A 17,125-nucleotide genomic window follows, 5' to 3' on the forward strand; every position below is an offset into this window, starting at 1 on the left:
TTCAGGAGACTGTGGTGTTGTCGGGCTCGGGCAGGCCGCGATAGCGTCGCCAGCCGCCGTGATCGGTGATCTCGGTGAGCTCGCCGGCTCTGCTCTCGAGGAGGCCCGGTCGCAGACCTACCGCCAGAACCGAACGGCCGTCGGACAGTTCGATCACGGTGAGCTCGAGTTCCTCGGGCTCCTCGGGGAGGAAGTCGGTGCGAATGTCGCCGATCGGCACGTCGTAGAGCTCGCCCTCGATCGAGGCTCCCCCGGCCTCCGCCAGCAGTAGCGCGGGGAATTCGTCACGTACGGAGAAGAATCGGTACTTCGGTGCGGTCCGGACCGTGCCGAGGAACGTGTGCGCGGACACGTTGTGATGCAGGTTTCCGCCACGCATCGCTCCCCCGTTGCAGAACAATTCGGCCATCGTGTCAGCTCCTTCTTCCGTGGGCAGGTGTCGCCGGTTCGGGCTTCCCTGCCAGTTCGATCGCTACCTGAAGCAGCGCTTCGCGTAGTCGTTTGGTGTTGGCGTCGAGTTCTTCGCGCACCAGGTCCTGGGTGACCGGCCACGGGGTGTCGCTGATGACGTCGTGATCGGTGACCAGGGCGATGCAGGTGTAGGACATGCCCAGTTCACGGGCCAGCGCCGCCTCCGGGTACGGGGTCATGCTGATCAGGTCCCATCCCTGGGCCGCGTACCAGCGTGATTCGGCGCGGGTCGAGTATCGGGGACCGCGGATCGCCACCATCACGCCGCCGTCGTTGACCACCCATCCGCTCCTGCGGAGCGTCGAGACCGCCGCCTGGCGTCCGCGGACGCAGAACGGCTCCGCGAAGGACACGTGGACGTCGTCGTCGTGGAAGGTGTCGTCGGTGCGGCAGGTGCGGTCGACGAGCTGGTCGGGCACGACGACCGAGCCGACGCCGATCGCCGGTCGCAGCGAGCCGGACGGGGTGGGCGCGAGGATCGTGCGCACGCCCAGGCTGTGCAGGGCCCAGATGTTCGCGCGAGCATTGATGCGGTGGGGCGGGATGTCGCGGTGCCGTCCGGTGCGGGTCAGGTAGGCGAGCCGGCGGCCCCCTGACGACCCGAGGACGATGCTGTCCGACGTCGGACCGTACGGGGTGTCGACCCGAACCTGCTCGGCGTCGTCGAGGAGTCCGTAATAACCCCAGGTGCCGAGCACTGCGACGGTGGGCTGGGTGTCAGGCATGGTGGTTCACCGTTCCTTCCGAGGCCCCGTTCGTGGTCAGCGCTTCGCGCCTCTCGATCGCCGGCCGTGCCGGGCCGTCCTGGAGGTGTTCGTGCCCCGGGTGCGGGTGGATGGTGACGTCGTCCGGGTCGTCGGGTGTGACCTTCCCGTCGAGAACCGCTCGCATCTTGTCCTTGTCGAGCATGCCCTCCCAGTTCGCGACCACGAACGTGGCGAGGCAGTTACCGAGCAGGTTCGTGAATACGCGCATGGAGTCCATGAGCCGGTCGGCGCCGAGCAGCAACGCGACGGCGGCCACGGGGAACGCGCCGATCGCGGCAGCGGTCGCGGACAGGGCGACGAAGGCCGACCCCGGCACACCCGCCATACCTTTGGAGCTGAGAATGAGGATGCCCATGATCGCGAGCTGCTCGCCGAAGCCGAGGTCCACCCCGACCGCCTGCGCCAGGAACATCATCGCCAGCGACAGGTAGATCGCGGCTCCGTCGAGGTTGAACGAGTAGCCGGTAGGGATCACCAGACCGACGACGGCGCGGTCACATCCCGCGTTGTCCAACTTCTTGATGATGCGGGGCATGACCGCCTCGGACGATCCGGTGCCCAGGGCGAGCATGAATTCTTCGCGGCAGTACTTGATGAACTTCCACGCGTTCACTCCGGTGATCAGCTTGACCACGATCGACAGGACGACGATGAAGACCAGTGCAGCGCCGTAGCACGCCAGGATGAGTACTCCGAAGGACTTCAGCGAGCCGGCGCCGTAGTTGCCGACGGTGAAGGCCATCGCACCGAACGCACCGAGCGGTGCCAGGTACATGATGTAGCCGACGATGCGGAAGATGACGTGCAGCGTCTGGTCGATCACATCCATCAGGATCGGCGGAGCCGATTCGCTGAAGGACGCGAGCGCGACACCGAACAGGATCGCGAACAGCAGCACCTGCAGCAGGTTGTTCTGTGCGAACGCATCGAACACGCTGGTCGGGATGATGTGCATGACGAACTCGACGCCACCCGGCAGGTGGCCGCCCTGCGTCTTCTCGTCCAGGGCGCTGGTGTCCAGCGTGGCCGGGTCGATGTTGAGCCCGCTACCCGGCTTGACGAGGTTTCCGACGAGCAGGCCGAGCCCGAGCGCGAAGGTCGTCGCGGCCGTGAACCAGAGCAGCGCCTTGCCGCCGATCTTTCCGAGCGCTTTCATGCTGCCGACTTTGGCGATGCCGGTGACGATCACCAGGAAGATCAGCGGGGACACGACCATTTTGATCAGCTTGATGAAGCCCTCACCCAGCGGCGCCAGGTGATGGGAGAACTCCGGAAACAGGATTCCGGTGGCGATGCCCAGGGCAATTCCGATCAGGACCTGGACGAAAAGTGATCTGTACCAACGCTGCTTTGTGGGTTTCGCAGCGATTTCGACTTCAGACACGGGGCCCTCCCTCGGGGCTTGGTGTTTTCCATATTATGGAAGTTGTATTTCGTATCTCGATATAGTGAACGCCGTCACACCGAGGTTTGTCAACCGATGTAGCGAAGGAATCGTCGCGATCCGCCGCGCCCGCGCTATCGTCATACGGAGCGCCCTTTCCGTCTGACGGAAAGAATGTGGGGGCTCTCGGGCAGTCAGAGGATGGAGACAGACATGACGAACGGTCAGAGTCCGGCCGGCGGCGTGCAGTCGGTCGAGCGCGCATTCGACATACTCGAGATCATGGCGAGCGCCGGCGGGTCCATCGGGGTCAGCGAACTCGCCGACCTGGCCGGACTCCCCCTCCCGACCATCCACCGGCTCATCCGCACACTGATGAACCGCGGATACGTGCGGCAGCTACCGACCCGGCGGTACGCGCTCGGGCCCAAGCTCATTCGCCTCGGCGAGAGCGCCACCCAGCTGATCGGCGCTTGGTCACGGCCGCACCTGTCCGAACTGGTGCGAGGCACCGGCGAGACCGCGAACATGGCCGTCCTCGACGGCACCATGGCCGTCTACGTCGCACAGGTGCCGTCCGAGCACGCGATGCGCATGTTCACCGAGGTCGGCCGACGCGTCTACCCGCACTGCACCGGCGTCGGCAAGGCCATCCTCATGCAACTCTCGAATGACGCCGTGCGCTCACTGGTCGGCCGGACCGGCATGACGACGTACACCGAGAACTCCCTGACCGACCCCGACATGCTGATCGCCGATCTCGAATTGAGCAGAAACCGCGGGTTCGCGATCGACGAGGGCGAGCAGGAGATCGGTGTCCGCTGCTTCTCGGTGCCGGTGCCGAACGCTCCGACCCCCACTGCCATCTCCGTCTCCGGCCCCGCGGCCCGGGTCACCCTCGAGTCGGCCGACCACATCGTGCCGCTACTCAAGCGCGTGGCAAAGGAACTCGGCACCGAGTTCGACAAGAACGCCGCGCTCTGAAGCCGGACGACCCATCAACAAAGGTTGACGGATCCGGATCATCAACTTAAGTTGATAGTGTGAGTGACGATCCGAACCCGGCGACCGCTTTCGCTGCCGTCGTCGCGCTGCGGCGTCAGGCCGATCAGCTCGAGCGTGACGCCGTCGCACACGCACTGTCCGCCGGCTGGACCTGGGCGGACATCGGTCAGGCTCTCGGCGTCTCGGGTCAGGCGGCGCACAAACGCCTCGGCCCCGGACGATCCTCCGACACGAAGACGAGGGGCACACGATGAAGTTCACCCGGGCATGGCGCGACATGCGGACGATGAAGACGCTGTTCTCCGAAACGGAGGCCGAAGCCGACCGGCTGGGCGACCGGGAGCCGGGCCTCGAGCACCTGCTGCTCGCCTCGTTCGCGCTGCCGGACGGTACGGCACGCCGGGTGTTCGAGCGTCTCGGATCGAACCGGGACGCACTGCGCGAGGAGGTCATTCGCGTACACGGGGAAGCCCTCGCGGCGGCAGGCATGACGGACGCGCGCGTCGCCACCAGCGCACTGAGCCGCCCCCGCACCGGGCCACTGCGGCTGACCGAACCGGCCCAGGCCGCGTTCCGAAATGCGGTGGCGCTCGCGAAGTCGGAACGGCGACCGATCGTCGGAGCCGACATCGTCGCAGCCGTCGCCACCATCACGCACGGCACCGCGGCGCGGGCACTGGAATCGCTGGGGCTCGTCCGGTCCGACGTCGTCGACGCCGCCCGGGCCGAACCGGCATCGTGAGCGGACGGCCCAGGCCCGGTGTTCGCCGCCTGCGCGGATAGGCTCGACACGTGGTTCTTCCCAGCTCGACTTCTGTGTCCCCTGCAGATGTTCTCGGTTCCATGCGGGACGTCATCGACGGTCCGCTGCCCGACATCGCCGTCCGCTTCTCCAAGTTCCTCGCCGACATCTGGCCGCACACCGCGCTGGTGATCTTCACCCGGGAATGCACGGGACGCCCCCGCAAGGTCAGCGGCGATCCGTCGGTGGTCGAACGCGTCACCATCGCCGAACTGGAGGCGTTGCGCACCCGCCTGACGGAAGGCACCCCGTTCGACGACCAGACCGTGATTGCCGGCGTGAAGCGGAAGGTGTGGGCGCTGCTGGACGCGACGGGCACCCTTCTCCTCGTTCTCCCGAAGCCGCGGCAACGCATTCGTGAGGTCCCGCTGGTGGCCGGCGCCTTCGGCGTCGTCGCCGTGTCGATCCGGCATCAGGTGGCGCAGGCGAGCCCCGCGTACCTGGCGGAGTCACGGGCGGCGTCGAGCGAACGGGCCAGGACCATCGTGGAGCTGACGGACCTGCACGCGGCGACGCTCGAATCGATCCTGTCGACGCTGCGATCCAAGGACCTCGACGACCGCCGGTCGCGGATCACGGCGAGCGAGACGGCGTCCGCGGCGCTGGTGACCCTGCGTTCCGCGGGCGAGTCCGACCGCAACCTCGCGGAGGAAGCCGTCACCACCGCGTTCGCCCGGCTGCAGGGCGAACTGCGGCCGCTGCTCCAGCACCGGCCCGTGCGCGTCGACTACGTCGATCCGCCGGTGGACGGTCGCGCGCTGCCCGGCGAGGTCGCCAGCGCGGCGCGGGCCGTCGTGCGGAGCGCCGTCCTGGCGTTCGCGGCGCAGGCCGCCCTGGAGCGAATCCGCATCGCCTGGGACTGCGACGGCGCGAACCTCCTCGTCGAGGTCCGCGACGACGGCGACGGTGGTCTCGACACCGACGCGCTGGTGCGGCAACTCTCCGGCCGGGTGCACACACTCGGTGGCCGGATAGACGTCGAGTCGGTCGACGGGTGGGGCTCCCGGGTGGCCGTCGCGATCCCACTCGACATACCGATGGCGCGACCGGACGAACAGCAACTCGGCGACCTCAACCCCCGCGAACTCGAGGTCCTGGGTCACCTCGCCACCGGAAAGCGGAACAAGGCGATCGCCGACAGTCTCGGTATCAGCGAGAGCACGGTCAAATTCCATGTCGCGGGTGTGCTGAAGAAGCTCGGGGTGGCGTCCCGAGGCGAGGCGGGCGCGATCGCCCTCGAGGCCGGCATCCGCGCCGACACCACCGGCAGGCACGCATGAGCGTCGAGGCGCTGCCGATCCGGCACTGACCCCCGCACGTGAGTGGCAAAGTGTGCGTGCGCACGCTTTGCCACTCACGTCAGGTGATGCGGTCCGGGTGGGTGTAGATGTTCATGGTGGTGCCGCGGAGGAACCCGATGAGGGTGAGCCCGGTGTCGTGGGCGAGGTCGATCGCCAGCGAGGAGGGGGCGGACACGGCGGCGAGGACCGGGATGCCGGCCATCACCGCTTTCTGCGCCAGTTCGAACGACGCCCGGCCGGACACGAGCAGGATGCTGCCCCGCAGCGGGATCCGGTTCTGCTCGGTGGCCCAGCCGATCAGCTTGTCGACGGCGTTGTGCCGCCCCACATCCTCCTTGATCGCGAGCAGTTCCCCGGTCCGGGTGAACAACCCGGCCGCGTGTAAACCCCCGGTGGTCTCGAACACCTTCTGTGCGGCCCGCAGCCGGTCGGGCAACTCCGAGATCGTCGCGGCCGGCACCCGCACCGTGTCGGTGGCCGGGGAGTGCTTCGTCCGCTGCCGGATCGCATCCAGCGACGCCTTCCCGCACACCCCGCACGAGGAGGTGGTGTAGAAGTTGCGTTCGATTCCGGTGTCGGGCAGAAACACCCCGGGCGCGAGATCGACGTCGAGGACGTTGTAGGTGTTGACACCGTTGTCGTCGACGCTGTTGCAGTAGCGGATCGACGCGATGTCCGCGCGGTCGGCGATGATGCCCTCGGTCAGCAGGAAACCCTGCGCCAGTTCGACATCGGAACCGGGGGTGCGCATGGTGACCGCCAGCGGTGTCCCGTTCACCCGGATCTCGAGCGGCTCCTCCACCACCACGGTGTCCGGTCGGGTGGACTGCCGGGTGTCGGTGATCCGGGTGACCGGGGTCCGGGTGGTCACACGCCCCATCAGGGCCGCCGTTCGAGGCGGATGGTGATCGCCTTCGACACCGGGGTGTTCGATGTGCGGGCCACGTGATCGAGCGGGATCAGCGGATTCGTCTCCGGGTAGTAGGCGGCGACGTTCCCGACCGGCGTCGGGTAGGGCACCAGCCGGAAATCATCGGCGCGGCGCTCCTGCACCGTCCCGTCGGGGGTGGTCCATTCGGAGATCAGGTCCACCCGGTCGCCGTCGGTGTACCCGAGGGCGGCGATGTCCTCGGCGGCGATGAACAGCACCCGGCGGCCGCCCTTGACGCCGCGGTAGCGGTCGTCGAGGCCGTAGATGGTGGTGTTGTACTGATCGTGGGAGCGCATCGTCTGCAGGATCAGCTTTCCCTGCGGGACGGGCAGCCAGTGCAGCTCGTTGACGACGAAGTTGGCCTTGCCCGTGTCGGTGACGAACCGGCGTTCGTCCCGCGGTGGGTGCGGCAGCCCGAATCCGTCCGGCCCGCGGACTTTGGTGTTGAAGTCCTCGAACCCGGGAATGACCCGGGCGATGGAATCGCGGATGCGGTCGTAGTCGGCGGTGAATTCCGCCCAGGGCACTGAGTGGTCGGGTCCGAACAGGGCCTGCGCGAGCCCGCAGACGATGGCGACCTCGCTGCGCAGATGGTCGCCGGCGGGTGTGAGGCTGCCGCGGGACAGGTGCACCATCGACATCGAGTCCTCGACCGTGACCTGCTGTTTCTTCCCGGACTGCACGTCCTTGTCGGTGCGGCCGAGCGAGGGCAGGATCAGCGCGGTCCGCCCGGTGACCAGGTGGGAGCGGTTCAGTTTCGTCGACACCTGCACCGTCAGCGCACAGCCCCGCAGCGCGGCCTCGGTGGTGTCGGTGTCCGGGGTCGCCGAGACGAAGTTGCCGCCCATTCCGATGAACACCGACGCCGTCCCGTCCCGCATCGCCCGAATCGAGTCGACCGCGTCGAGGCCGTGCTCGCGCGGTGACCGGATACCGAATTCGGCGTCGAGCGCGGCCAGGAACGATTCGGGCATCTTCTCCCAGATGCCCATCGTCCGGTCGCCTTGGACGTTGGAGTGCCCGCGGACCGGGCACACCCCGGCCCCGGGTTTGCCGATCATCCCGCGCATCAGCAGCAGGGCGACGGCGTCCTGGATGGTCGCGACCCCGTGGGTCTGCTGGGTCAGGCCCATCGCCCAGCAGATGATGGTCTTTGTCGAGGCGATCAACGCCTCCGCGGTCTGCTGGATCTGGGCCAGGGTCAGTCCGGTGGCGGCGATGACGGTGTCCATGTCCACGCTCCGGCGGAGGTGGGCGGCGTAGTCGTCGAACCCGGCGCAGTGCTCGCGCAGGAAGTCGTGGTCGAGGACGGTGCCCGGGGCGGCGTCCTCGGCGTCGAGGACCAGTTTCGCCAGTCCCTGGAACAGGGCCTGGTCGCCGCCGATCCGGATCTGCAGGTACTCGTCCGCGATCTGCACACCGTCGCCGACCACCCCGTGCACCTTCTGCGGGTCCTTGAACCGCAACAGTCCGGCCTCGGGCAGCGGGTTGATCGCGATCACCTTCGCCCCGTTGGCCTTCGCCTTCTCCAGGGTCGAGAGCATCCGCGGGTGGTTGGTGCCGGGGTTCTGCCCGGCGATCAGGATCAGGTCGGCGTTCTCGAGGTCGGGAACCGACACCGACCCCTTCCCGATCCCGATCGTCTCCACCAACGCACTGCCCGACGATTCGTGGCACATGTTCGAGCAGTCCGGCAGGTTGTTCGTCCCGAACGCCCGGATCATCAACTGGTACACGAACGCCGCCTCATTGCTGGTGCGGCCGGACGTGTAGAACACCGCCTCGTGCGGTGACGTCAACGCCCGCAACTCGCCGGCGATCATCGCGAACGCCGCGTCCCAGCCGATCGGCTCGTAATGCGAGGCCCCCGGCAGCAGCACCATCGGATGCGTCAACCGGCCCTGCTGACCCAACCAGAACTCGGTCCGACCCAGCAGATCCGACACCGAATGCGCGGCGAAGAACTCCGGCGTCACCGTTCGGGTGGTCGCCTCCTCCGCGACCGCCTTCGCCCCGTTCTCACAGAACTCCGCATGCTTGCGGTGCCCCGGAGTCTCCGGCCACGCACACCCCGGACAGTCGAACCCGTCGCGCTGGTTCAACCTCATCAACGTCCGGGCCGTGCGCACCGGACCCATCTGCTCGAGCCCACGACGCAACGACACCAACACCGCAGGAACACCTGCCGCATAGGATTTCTCGTGCGTGACGACGACATCGTCCTCGTCGAAGGTGTACCTGTCGGTGGTGTCGGTCATGGAGTCAGTTTCCTCGTGCAATCCATTCGGCGAGGTGCGGGGCCTCGGTGCCGATCGTGGTTCCGTCACCGTGACCGGTGTGGACGAGTGTTTCTTCGGGAAGAGCGAACAACCGGTCCCGGATCGACCCGATGATGGTCGGGAAATCCGAGTACGACCGGCCCGTGGCGCCGGGGCCACCCGAGAACAGGGTGTCACCGGAGAACAGCGCCCCCGCCTCGGGCAGGTACAGGCACACCGACCCGGGCGAGTGACCCGGTGAGTGGATCACCTGGATCTCGGTGCCCGCGATCGCGATCCGCTGTTCGTCCTCGAGCTGCCAGTACTTGGCGTCGGGGTGGCTCATCTTCCACAGCACATCGTCCCCGGGGTGCAGCAACACCGGGGCGTGCAGACGCTCGGCCAGTTCGGGGGCGACGGTGACATGGTCGTTGTGACCGTGGGTGCAGATCACGGCGTTCACGTGCCGGTCCCCGACCGCGTCGATGATCGGCTGCGCGGTATGGGCGGCGTCGACGATCACGACGTCGGTGTCGTCACCGATCAGCCAGATGTTGTTGTCGACGTTCCACTCCCCGCCGTCGAGGGCGAACGTTCCCTCGGTGACGACCCGCTCGATCCGCAGCGCCCCGCTCACAGGACGACCACCGAACGCAGCACCTCACCGGCGTGCATGCGGTGGAACGCCGCCTCCACCTCGTCGATCTTGATGCGCTCGGTGACGAACTTCTCCAGCGGCAGCCGTCCCTGCTGGTACAGGTCGACGAGCATCGGGAAGTCACGCTCGGGCAGGCAGTCGCCGTACCACGAGGACTTCAGGGATCCGCCGCGGGAGAAGAAGTCGATCAGCGGCATCTCGAGGGTCATGTCGGGGGTCGGGACACCGACCAGCACGACGGTGCCGGCGAGGTCGCGGGCGTAGAACGCCTGCTTCCACGTCTCGGGGCGGCCGACCGCATCGATCACGACGTCGGCGCCGAAACCGCCGGTGAGTTCCTGGACCGCCTCGACGGCGTCCACCTGGCCGCCGTTGATCGTGTGCGTCGCGCCCAGGTCCTTCGCCCACTCGAGCTTCTTGTCGTCCCGGTCGATCGCGATGATCTTCACGGCGCCTGCCAGGCGGGCGCCCATGATCGCGGCGTCGCCGACACCACCGCAGCCGATGACGGCGACGGTGTCACCGCGGGAGACGTTGCCGGTGTTCACGGCGGCACCGAGACCGGCCATCACGCCGCAGCCGAGCAGTCCGACGACTGCCGGGTCGGCGGAGGGATCCACCTTGGTGCACTGTCCGGCGTGGACGAGCGTCTTGTCGGCGAACGCGCCGATCCCCAGGGCGGGCGTGAGTTCGGTGCCGTCCTCGAGCGTCATCTTCTGCGCAGCGTTGTGTGTGTCGAAGCAGTACTGCGGGCGACCACGCTTACAGGCGCGGCACTGACCGCAGACGGCGCGCCAGTTCAGGACGACGAAATCACCGACCGCCACCGACGTCACACCCTCACCGACACTCTCGACGATCCCCGACGCCTCGTGGCCGAGCAGGAACGGGAACTCGTCGTTGATCCCGCCGTCGCGATAGGTGAGGTCCGTGTGGCACACACCGCACGCCGCGATATCGACCACCACCTCACCCGGACCGGGATCCGGAATGTTGACGGTCGCGATCTCGACGGGGGCACCCTTGGAGCGGGCGATGACGCCTCGTACCTGCTGCGGCATTGGACTCATTCCTTCGGTCGATCAGTCATAGCGGGATCGATGCATGGCCATATATGCACCTCTCCCGAGACCCTACGTTCTGGAACATCACGGAGGGACTGATCGAAGTGAGAGGTTGACCTAGCCGGAATGCCAGCCGCTCGCGGCGGTATTGCGATAGAGGTCATGGCGGGAAACTGACGGTTGACACGTCGCGGTATATACAGGACTATACATCTCGACGAGTGAGGCACACCACATCGATCACGGAGTTCTGATGACCCGGAGAGATTCCAGCTCGACCGAGGAACCGCACCCGCCCCTTCCGGTGGTGCTCGACGGCGCCCAGCTCACCGTCGACCAACTCACGGCGCTCGCCCGGGAGCCCATCGTGATCGAGCCCGACCCCGCAGCGCTCGACCACACACGCCGTTCGTGGGAGACAGCCGTGCGCATCGCCGAACGGCAGCCCATCTACGGACGCACCACGGGCGTCGGGGGCAACCGGGACACCTCCGTCTCCGACGGCGTCGACCAGGACCTTCGACTTCTCCGCAGCCACGCCACCGGCTCGGGCCCCTCGCTGCCGGATCACGTCGTCCGAGCCGCCATGATCATTCGCGTCAATCAGATTCTCAACGGCGGATCCGGTCTGCACCCCGACATCGTGACCGCGCTGATCGCTGCCGTCGCGGCGGACGAACAGCCCACCGTGCACGCTCGCGGGGCGATAGGCACCGGCGACCTCAGCGCGTTCTCCGAGATCGCGCTCGGGTTGATGGGCGAGGCACCTCTGCGGGACGGTCGATTCGTCAGCCGGTGGACCGCACACCAGGGTGACGCACTCCCGCTGATCTCGACCAACGCGATGACGGTCGCGCTCGCGGCCTCGGCCACCGACAGCGTCGCGAACTGGCTGGAGCACTCCCTGATCGTCGGTGTGCTGTCGCTGTTGGCGACGCGCAGTTCCGTCGAGCCGTTCGCGGCACGGGTGCAGGCTGCCCGCAGGCACCTCGGCCAGGAGGAGGTGGCCGGCCGGGTCCGGGAACTCCTCGCGGGCCACCGCGTACAGGCTGCCCGCGTGCAGGATTCCTACGGGTTCCGCGCCCTGCCGCAGATCCTCGGGGCGACCTGGCAGGCGCTGCAGCGGTTGCGAGGCACGCTCGCGATCGAGATGAACTCGTCCTCCGAGAACCCCCTCATCTCCGTCGAGGACGACGCCGTGTTCCACAACGGGAACTTCCACGGAATGCCGATCGCGCTCGCCGTGGACGAGGCGAAACTCGCGCTGTCGAGCGCGGCGCTGTTGTCGCAGTGCAGGCTTGCCAATCTCTCGGATCCGGTGGTCACCGGACTCCGGCCGTTCCTGGCCGACGGTCCGGCCGGCAGCAGCGGCACCATGCTGCTGGAGTACACGACGTCCGCGGCCATCGCCGAGATCCGGATGGCCGCGGCGCCGGGGTCTCTCGGACACACCGTGATCTCCCGCGGAACCGAGGACCACGCGAGCTTCGCCTCGCAGGCCGCCACCCAGCTCACCGACATCCTCGCCCAGTCCCGCATCGTGCTCGCGTGCGAACTGATCTCGGCGGTACGCGCCCTCGGCCAGCAGAACCACGAACTCGACACCACAACCGAACTCGGCGCGTACCTCGACCGGGCGCGCAGGTGCCTGGACCCGCGGACGACCGACCGGCCTCTGAGCGACGACCTGAAAGCAGCGGTGAAGTTTCTGGAACAGATGCCGAATCCGGAGAAAGACGTTACTCGGTAAAGCAATCCCACGAGGCCGAACTTCCGAGTGTGTCACCACTCGGATTACACGAAAGTAGCACGCGAATGATCACATTCGACAAAGTCACCAAGGCGTACCCGGACGGCACGAGAGCGGTGAACGAACTGGACCTCGAGTGCCCGAGCGGGAAGATCACAGCACTCGTCGGGCCGTCGGGATGCGGCAAGACTACGTCGCTTCGCATGATCAACAGACTGATCGAACCGACCTCCGGAACCATCTCCCTCGACGGCGAATCCACGGCGGACATGGATCCCGCGCTGTTGCGCAGGCGGATCGGGTACGTCATCCAGCAGGCCGGACTGTTCCCGCACCGCACCATCGTGGACAACGTCGCGACGATGCCGAAATTGCTGGGAAAGACGAAGAAGGAGGCCCGAACCCGGGCGATGGAGCTGCTCGAGACGGTCGGTCTCGCGGCGAACTTCGCGGACCGGTATCCGTGGCAGCTCTCGGGTGGCCAGCAGCAGCGAGTGGGGGTCGCGCGCGCCCTCGCCGCGGACCCGGCCTTCATGCTGATGGACGAACCCTTCAGCGCTGTCGACCCGGTGGTCCGGAGCCAGCTCCAGGACGAATTCCTGAGACTGCAGAAGGACATCGGCAAGACGATCATCATCGTCACGCACGACATCGACGAGGCCCTCAAGCTCGGCGATCAGGTCGTCGTGTTGCGGACCGGCGGGATCCTGGCGCAGTCGGCGACGCCGCTGGAGTTGCTGACCGAACCCGCCGACGAGTTCGTCGCCGACTTCGTCGGACGCGACCGCGGCTACCGTTCGCTGGGTTTCTCGAACCTCGACGGCCGCGTGGAGACGGTTGCCGAACCCGTTGCGCGTCTCGGTGATTCGGCATCCGACGCCCGCACGCGGACCACGGACGACTGGTTGCTCGTCGTCGACCCGGCGAACAAGCCGATCGGCTGGGTGCAACCGGCGACGGTCGTCGACCGCATTCGCCCGGACGACGTGAATCTCAGTGGCACGGTCGCCGATGCGCACGGGACGATGCGGGCCCTACTCGACGCCGCCCTGTCCGCACCCAGCAAGCGCGGTGTCGTCGTCGACGGCGACGGTGTGCTCGTGGGAACCGTGACGGCACACGCGGCGGTGGCGGCGATCGAGTCGGCGGATCTCGTGGCCACGGAGGCGATGGCCCGATGAACATCGAATGGCTGGGCCGCCAGTCCGATCGCATCGCCGAACTGGTCGGCTGGCACATCCTGCTCTCGCTCGTGCCGCTCGTCGTCGGCGTGATCGTCGCGTTGCCGATCGGCTGGCTGGCGCATCGCAGTCGCCGGATCAACCCCTATGTGGTGGGGACGGCCGGCCTGCTCTACACGATCCCGTCGCTGGCGCTGTTCGTCCTGCTCCCGCCGATCCTCGGAACGAAGATCCTCGATCCGATGAACATCGTCGTCGCGCTGACGATCTACACCGTCGCCCTGCTCGTCCGCGTCATCGCCGACGCCCTGGATTCGGTGCCGCAGGAGACGGTGCTCGCCGCCACGGCGATGGGCTACCGGCCCTACCAGACTCTGCTGAAAGTCCAGCTGCCGGTGGGCGTTCCCGTCATCTGCGCCGGACTGCGCGTCGCGGTCGTGTCGAACGTCAGCCTCGTTTCTCTCGCCGCGCTGCTCGGGATCCCGCAGATCGGGTCACTGTTCACCCAGGGCTTCCAGTTGCGTTTCTACACACCCATCATCACCGGTATCGCGCTGTGCCTGCTGCTGGCGCTGGTTCTCGACCTGCTCATCGTGCTCGCCAATCGGTTACTCACACCGTGGACCCCGAAGGTGGTCGCATCATGATCGACTTTCTGCTCGACGGTGCTCATTGGACCGGGCCCGAAGGCATTCCCGCTCTCCTCCTCCAGCACCTGATGTACACGTTCCTCGCCCTGTTCGCGGCGGCGCTGATCGCGGTTCCGCTCGGTCTGTACATCGGGCACACCGGTCGCGGCGCGGTCGTCGTCGCGGGCCTGGCCAACTCGCTGCGCGCCCTTCCCACCATCGGCTTGCTGATCCTGCTGGTGCTCGTCATCGCGCCGTCGTTCTCGACCAAGCTGGCCTATCTGATTCCGAGCCTGATCGTGCTGGTCTTGTTGGCCATCCCGCCGATTCTCACCAACACGTACGCGGGCATTCGCTCGGTCGACCCGGCCGCCGTGGACGCTGCGAGGGGCATGGGGTTCCGGTCGATGCGGATCCTCACCGAGGTGGAGATGCCGTGCGCGCTGCCGCTGATGCTGTCAGGTGTGCGCAGCGCCGTGCTGCAGATCGTCTCGACCGCGACCGTCGCGGCCTACATCTCGCTGGGCGGACTGGGACGTCTCCTCATCGACGGCAAGGCGCAGAGCGACTACGCGCAGATGGCCGCCGGAGCGGTCCTCGTGTCGCTCCTCGCGCTCGCATTCGACCTGGCGATCGGATTCCTCACGGTTCGGGTCGTCTCACCCGGCCTGACGCGACGCGTCCGGAGCGGCGCGACGAAGCGATCCGGTTCCGACGACACCGCAGTCGCGGCCCGACCCACATCCGCTCCCGAGCCCTCGCTGATCTGAAGGACATCATCATGAAGAAGGCATTGATCGTCGCGCTGACCGGCGCCACCCTGATGTCGTTGACGGCATGCGGGATCGGCAAGGACCCGTTGTCGTCCGACGACGGCGGAAGCAGTGACGGCGCCATCGTCGTCGGCTCCGCGGACTTCCCCGAAAGCCAGCTGATCGCGACGATCTACGCGGAGGCGCTGCGCGCGAACGGCATCGACGTCACCGAGAAGCTCAACATCGGGAGCCGGGAGGTGTACGTCCCGGCCATCCGGGACGGCTCCATCGACCTGCTGCCCGAATACTCGGGTGCGTTGCTCCAATACCTCGACAGCGCCACCACCGCGACCGCCTCGGACGAGGTGACCGCGGAGATCAAGGCCAAGCTGCCCGCCGGGCTCGTCGCACTGGAACCGTCCCCTGCCGAGGACAAGGACGTTCTCGCGGTGCGGCAGGAGACCGCGGACGAGTACTCGCTCGAGACGATCGAGGACCTCGTGCCCCACGCCGACGAACTGACCCTCGGCGGCCCGCCCGAGTGGAAGACCCGGGAGAACGGCGTCGCAGGCCTGAAGGACAAGTACGGCCTGACGTTCAAGGAGTTCCTGGCACTGGACGCGGGCGGTCCCCTGACGCTCAACGCCCTGCTGAGCGGCCAGATCGAAGTGGCGGACGTGTTCAGCACCGACCCGGCGATGCGTTCGGAGAACCTCATGGCGCTCGAGGACACCAAGCACCTGTTCCTGGCGGAGAACATCACCCCGATCATCAACGAGAACAAGGCAGGCGACGACGTCCGCGGCGTCCTGGCCGACGTGTCGGCCGCATTGACGACCGAGGATCTCATCGAGATGAACCAGCGGGTGGCCGACCTCGAGGACATGGGCGACATCGCCCGGGAATGGCTGGAGGACAAGGGGCTGGCGTCCTGATCACGCCCCGGGCGCGCGTCACCTCAGCGCATCGAACGTCGCCGTCGCATATTGGGCGGTCCGGTCGGAGCCGAGAAGTCCCGGACCCATCTTGTTCATCACGTACGTCATGGTCATCCGTCGTTCGGTGTCGACGACGACCTGCGAGCCGCCCCAGCCACCCCAGAAGCAGATGCGGCCCTCGGGGACGAACGGCACGGACACGGGCGTCGGCAGTCCGTAACCGATGCCGAATCGAATCGGTTGCCCCAGAGCCAGATCCACACCGTTCGACTGCTCGTCGAAGATCAGGGAGATGGTGTCCGGCGACAGCAGACGGACGCCGTCGAGCTCGCCCCCGCAGGCCACGACGGACTGGATCCGGGCGAGCGACCGGGCGTTGCCCTGGCCACCGGCCGCACCGTTCTCCGCCTTGCGCCACTCGTCGGACCACGACGCGGACGCGTCCGGTCCGGGGCCGGTGAACGTCCTGACGATGACACTGGCGGGGTCGAGGGAGGCCAGGTCGATCGGCAGCGGAGGCGGCGGGACCACGTTCGACACCCGGCCGAACTCCGACGGGTCCAGTCCGATGTGGAAGTCGGCACCCAGCGGTCCGGCGATCTCCTCCGCGACGAAACGGCCGAGCGTGCGCCCGTCGATTCGGCGGACGACCTCGCCGATCAAATGGCCGTAGTTCAGCGCGTGATATCCGGACGCCGTGCCCGGCTCCCACCACGGCGCTTGGGCGGCAAGTCGTTTCGTCGACCCGGCGAGGTCGAACGTGTCCTCGACCGTGATCGGCTGATCCCATCCCGAGACACCCGACGTGTGCGAGAGGAGATGGCGGACCTCGACGCGTTCCTTGCCTGCCGCGGCGAATTCCGGCCAGTACTTCGCGACGGGCGCGTAGACATCCAGCAGTCCGCGATCGACGAGCATCAGTGCGGCGAGCGCGGTGACCGTCTTGGTGCACGACCACACATTGGTGATGGTGTCGCGCTCCCATTCGGTGGCGTGATCGGTGTCGGACCATCCGCCCCACATGTCGACCACCGGATCTCCGTCGAGGGTCACGACGATCGACGCGCCGAGTTCCTCACCGGAGTCGAGGTTGTCCTTCAGGGCCTCCTGCAACGCCGTGAAGCGCTTGTCGCACACTCCTCCGAGCTTGGTCACCTGCGGTTCCTCTCCACCAGCCGATGCAATTGATCTTGACATCGGGTTCAATTGAGGGTTCCAGTGTGAGCCCGCT

Annotated in this window: 17 protein-coding genes; 9 read left to right on the top strand and 8 right to left on the bottom strand. The window is 67.2% G+C overall.

All coding sequences use genetic code 11. From position 1 onward, the window contains the following. Position 1: 1 nt before the first annotated feature. Genes G9373_RS03450 through dctA form a run of 3 tightly spaced genes read right to left on the bottom strand, consistent with a single transcriptional unit; the run spans position 2 to position 2,622 of the window. Positions 2-409, bottom strand: a complete 408-nt coding sequence (locus G9373_RS03450; protein ID WP_005565678.1) for a gamma-glutamylcyclotransferase — start codon at positions 407-409, stop codon at positions 2-4. A 4-nt stretch (positions 410-413) separates the two neighbouring features. Beyond that, the gene (locus tag G9373_RS03455) at positions 414-1,196 is read right to left on the bottom strand and encodes an MTAP family purine nucleoside phosphorylase (RefSeq protein WP_005565679.1); all 783 of its coding nucleotides are present in this window, start codon (positions 1,194-1,196) and stop codon (positions 414-416) included. Next, entirely contained in the window at positions 1,189-2,622 is a 1,434-nt protein-coding gene (gene dctA / locus G9373_RS03460; RefSeq protein ID WP_005260936.1) for a C4-dicarboxylate transporter DctA, read from the bottom strand. The genes G9373_RS03455 and dctA overlap by 8 nt, the downstream gene beginning before the upstream one ends. 213 nt (positions 2,623-2,835) lie before the next feature. On the opposite strand from dctA, the gene G9373_RS03465 reads away from it, so the two are divergent. From G9373_RS03465 to G9373_RS03480, 4 genes are all read left to right on the top strand, one after another. Further along, positions 2,836-3,606 (top strand): IclR family transcriptional regulator, encoded by a 771-nt coding sequence (locus G9373_RS03465; protein ID WP_005260937.1) that lies wholly within the window; start codon positions 2,836-2,838, stop codon positions 3,604-3,606. Positions 3,607-3,665: 59 nt separating this feature from the next. Next, on the top strand, positions 3,666-3,881 hold the full coding sequence (locus G9373_RS03470) for a hypothetical protein (RefSeq protein WP_005565680.1): 216 nt from the start codon (positions 3,666-3,668) through the stop codon (positions 3,879-3,881). Next, complete coding sequence (locus tag G9373_RS03475) at positions 3,878-4,369, top strand: Clp protease N-terminal domain-containing protein (protein WP_054248722.1); 492 nt, start codon at positions 3,878-3,880, stop codon at positions 4,367-4,369. The genes G9373_RS03470 and G9373_RS03475 overlap by 4 nt, the downstream gene beginning before the upstream one ends. 101 nt (positions 4,370-4,470) lie before the next feature. Then, positions 4,471-5,709, top strand: coding sequence for a LuxR C-terminal-related transcriptional regulator (locus tag G9373_RS03480; RefSeq protein WP_167113873.1), 1,239 nt, complete (start codon positions 4,471-4,473; stop codon positions 5,707-5,709). Positions 5,710-5,788: 79 nt separating this feature from the next. Here the strand turns inward: G9373_RS03480 and fdhD are convergent, their stop codons facing one another. The 4 genes from fdhD to G9373_RS03500 are packed head-to-tail and all read right to left on the bottom strand — an operon-like array spanning position 5,789 to position 10,638. Further along, positions 5,789-6,610: a formate dehydrogenase accessory sulfurtransferase FdhD gene (gene fdhD / locus G9373_RS03485; RefSeq protein WP_005260941.1), complete on the bottom strand. Its 822-nt coding sequence runs from the start codon at positions 6,608-6,610 to the stop codon at positions 5,789-5,791. Then, entirely contained in the window at positions 6,610-8,919 is a 2,310-nt protein-coding gene (locus G9373_RS03490) for an FdhF/YdeP family oxidoreductase (RefSeq protein WP_167113876.1), read from the bottom strand. Before G9373_RS03490 ends, fdhD begins: the two co-directional genes overlap by 1 nt. 4 nt (positions 8,920-8,923) lie before the next feature. Next, positions 8,924-9,556: an MBL fold metallo-hydrolase gene (locus G9373_RS03495; protein ID WP_167113879.1), complete on the bottom strand. Its 633-nt coding sequence runs from the start codon at positions 9,554-9,556 to the stop codon at positions 8,924-8,926. After that, the gene (locus G9373_RS03500; RefSeq protein WP_005571858.1) at positions 9,553-10,638 is read right to left on the bottom strand and encodes an S-(hydroxymethyl)mycothiol dehydrogenase; all 1,086 of its coding nucleotides are present in this window, start codon (positions 10,636-10,638) and stop codon (positions 9,553-9,555) included. The genes G9373_RS03495 and G9373_RS03500 overlap by 4 nt, the downstream gene beginning before the upstream one ends. Positions 10,639-10,894: 256 nt before the next feature. Here G9373_RS03500 and G9373_RS03505 point away from each other — a divergent pair, with 256 nt between their 5' ends. The 5 genes from G9373_RS03505 to G9373_RS03525 all read left to right on the top strand — a co-directional run bounded on the left by G9373_RS03505 (position 10,895) and on the right by G9373_RS03525 (position 15,891). Beyond that, the gene (locus G9373_RS03505) at positions 10,895-12,391 is read left to right on the top strand and encodes an aromatic amino acid ammonia-lyase (protein ID WP_005571859.1); all 1,497 of its coding nucleotides are present in this window, start codon (positions 10,895-10,897) and stop codon (positions 12,389-12,391) included. A 65-nt stretch (positions 12,392-12,456) separates the two neighbouring features. After that, positions 12,457-13,572 carry an ATP-binding cassette domain-containing protein gene (locus G9373_RS03510; RefSeq protein WP_167113882.1) on the top strand — a complete coding sequence of 372 codons (1,116 nt, stop codon included), beginning with the start codon at positions 12,457-12,459 and terminating at the stop codon, positions 13,570-13,572. Further along, complete coding sequence (locus tag G9373_RS03515) at positions 13,569-14,219, top strand: ABC transporter permease subunit (RefSeq protein ID WP_005250988.1); 651 nt, start codon at positions 13,569-13,571, stop codon at positions 14,217-14,219. Before G9373_RS03510 ends, G9373_RS03515 begins: the two co-directional genes overlap by 4 nt. Continuing rightward, entirely contained in the window at positions 14,216-14,971 is a 756-nt protein-coding gene (locus G9373_RS03520) for an ABC transporter permease (protein WP_005260948.1), read from the top strand. The genes G9373_RS03515 and G9373_RS03520 overlap by 4 nt, the downstream gene beginning before the upstream one ends. A gap of 11 nt (positions 14,972-14,982) precedes the next feature. Next, on the top strand, positions 14,983-15,891 hold the full coding sequence (locus G9373_RS03525; protein WP_167113885.1) for an ABC transporter substrate-binding protein: 909 nt from the start codon (positions 14,983-14,985) through the stop codon (positions 15,889-15,891). 18 nt (positions 15,892-15,909) lie between these two features. Here G9373_RS03525 and G9373_RS03530 read toward each other — a convergent pair whose 3' ends face one another. Continuing rightward, on the bottom strand, positions 15,910-17,049 hold the full coding sequence (locus G9373_RS03530) for an EstA family serine hydrolase (protein ID WP_007301550.1): 1,140 nt from the start codon (positions 17,047-17,049) through the stop codon (positions 15,910-15,912). Positions 17,050-17,125 lie beyond the last annotated feature (76 nt).

It is taken from the genome of Rhodococcus sp. A14 (assembly GCF_011603105.1).
GTDB lineage: Bacteria > Actinomycetota > Actinomycetes > Mycobacteriales > Mycobacteriaceae > Rhodococcus_F > Rhodococcus_F opacus.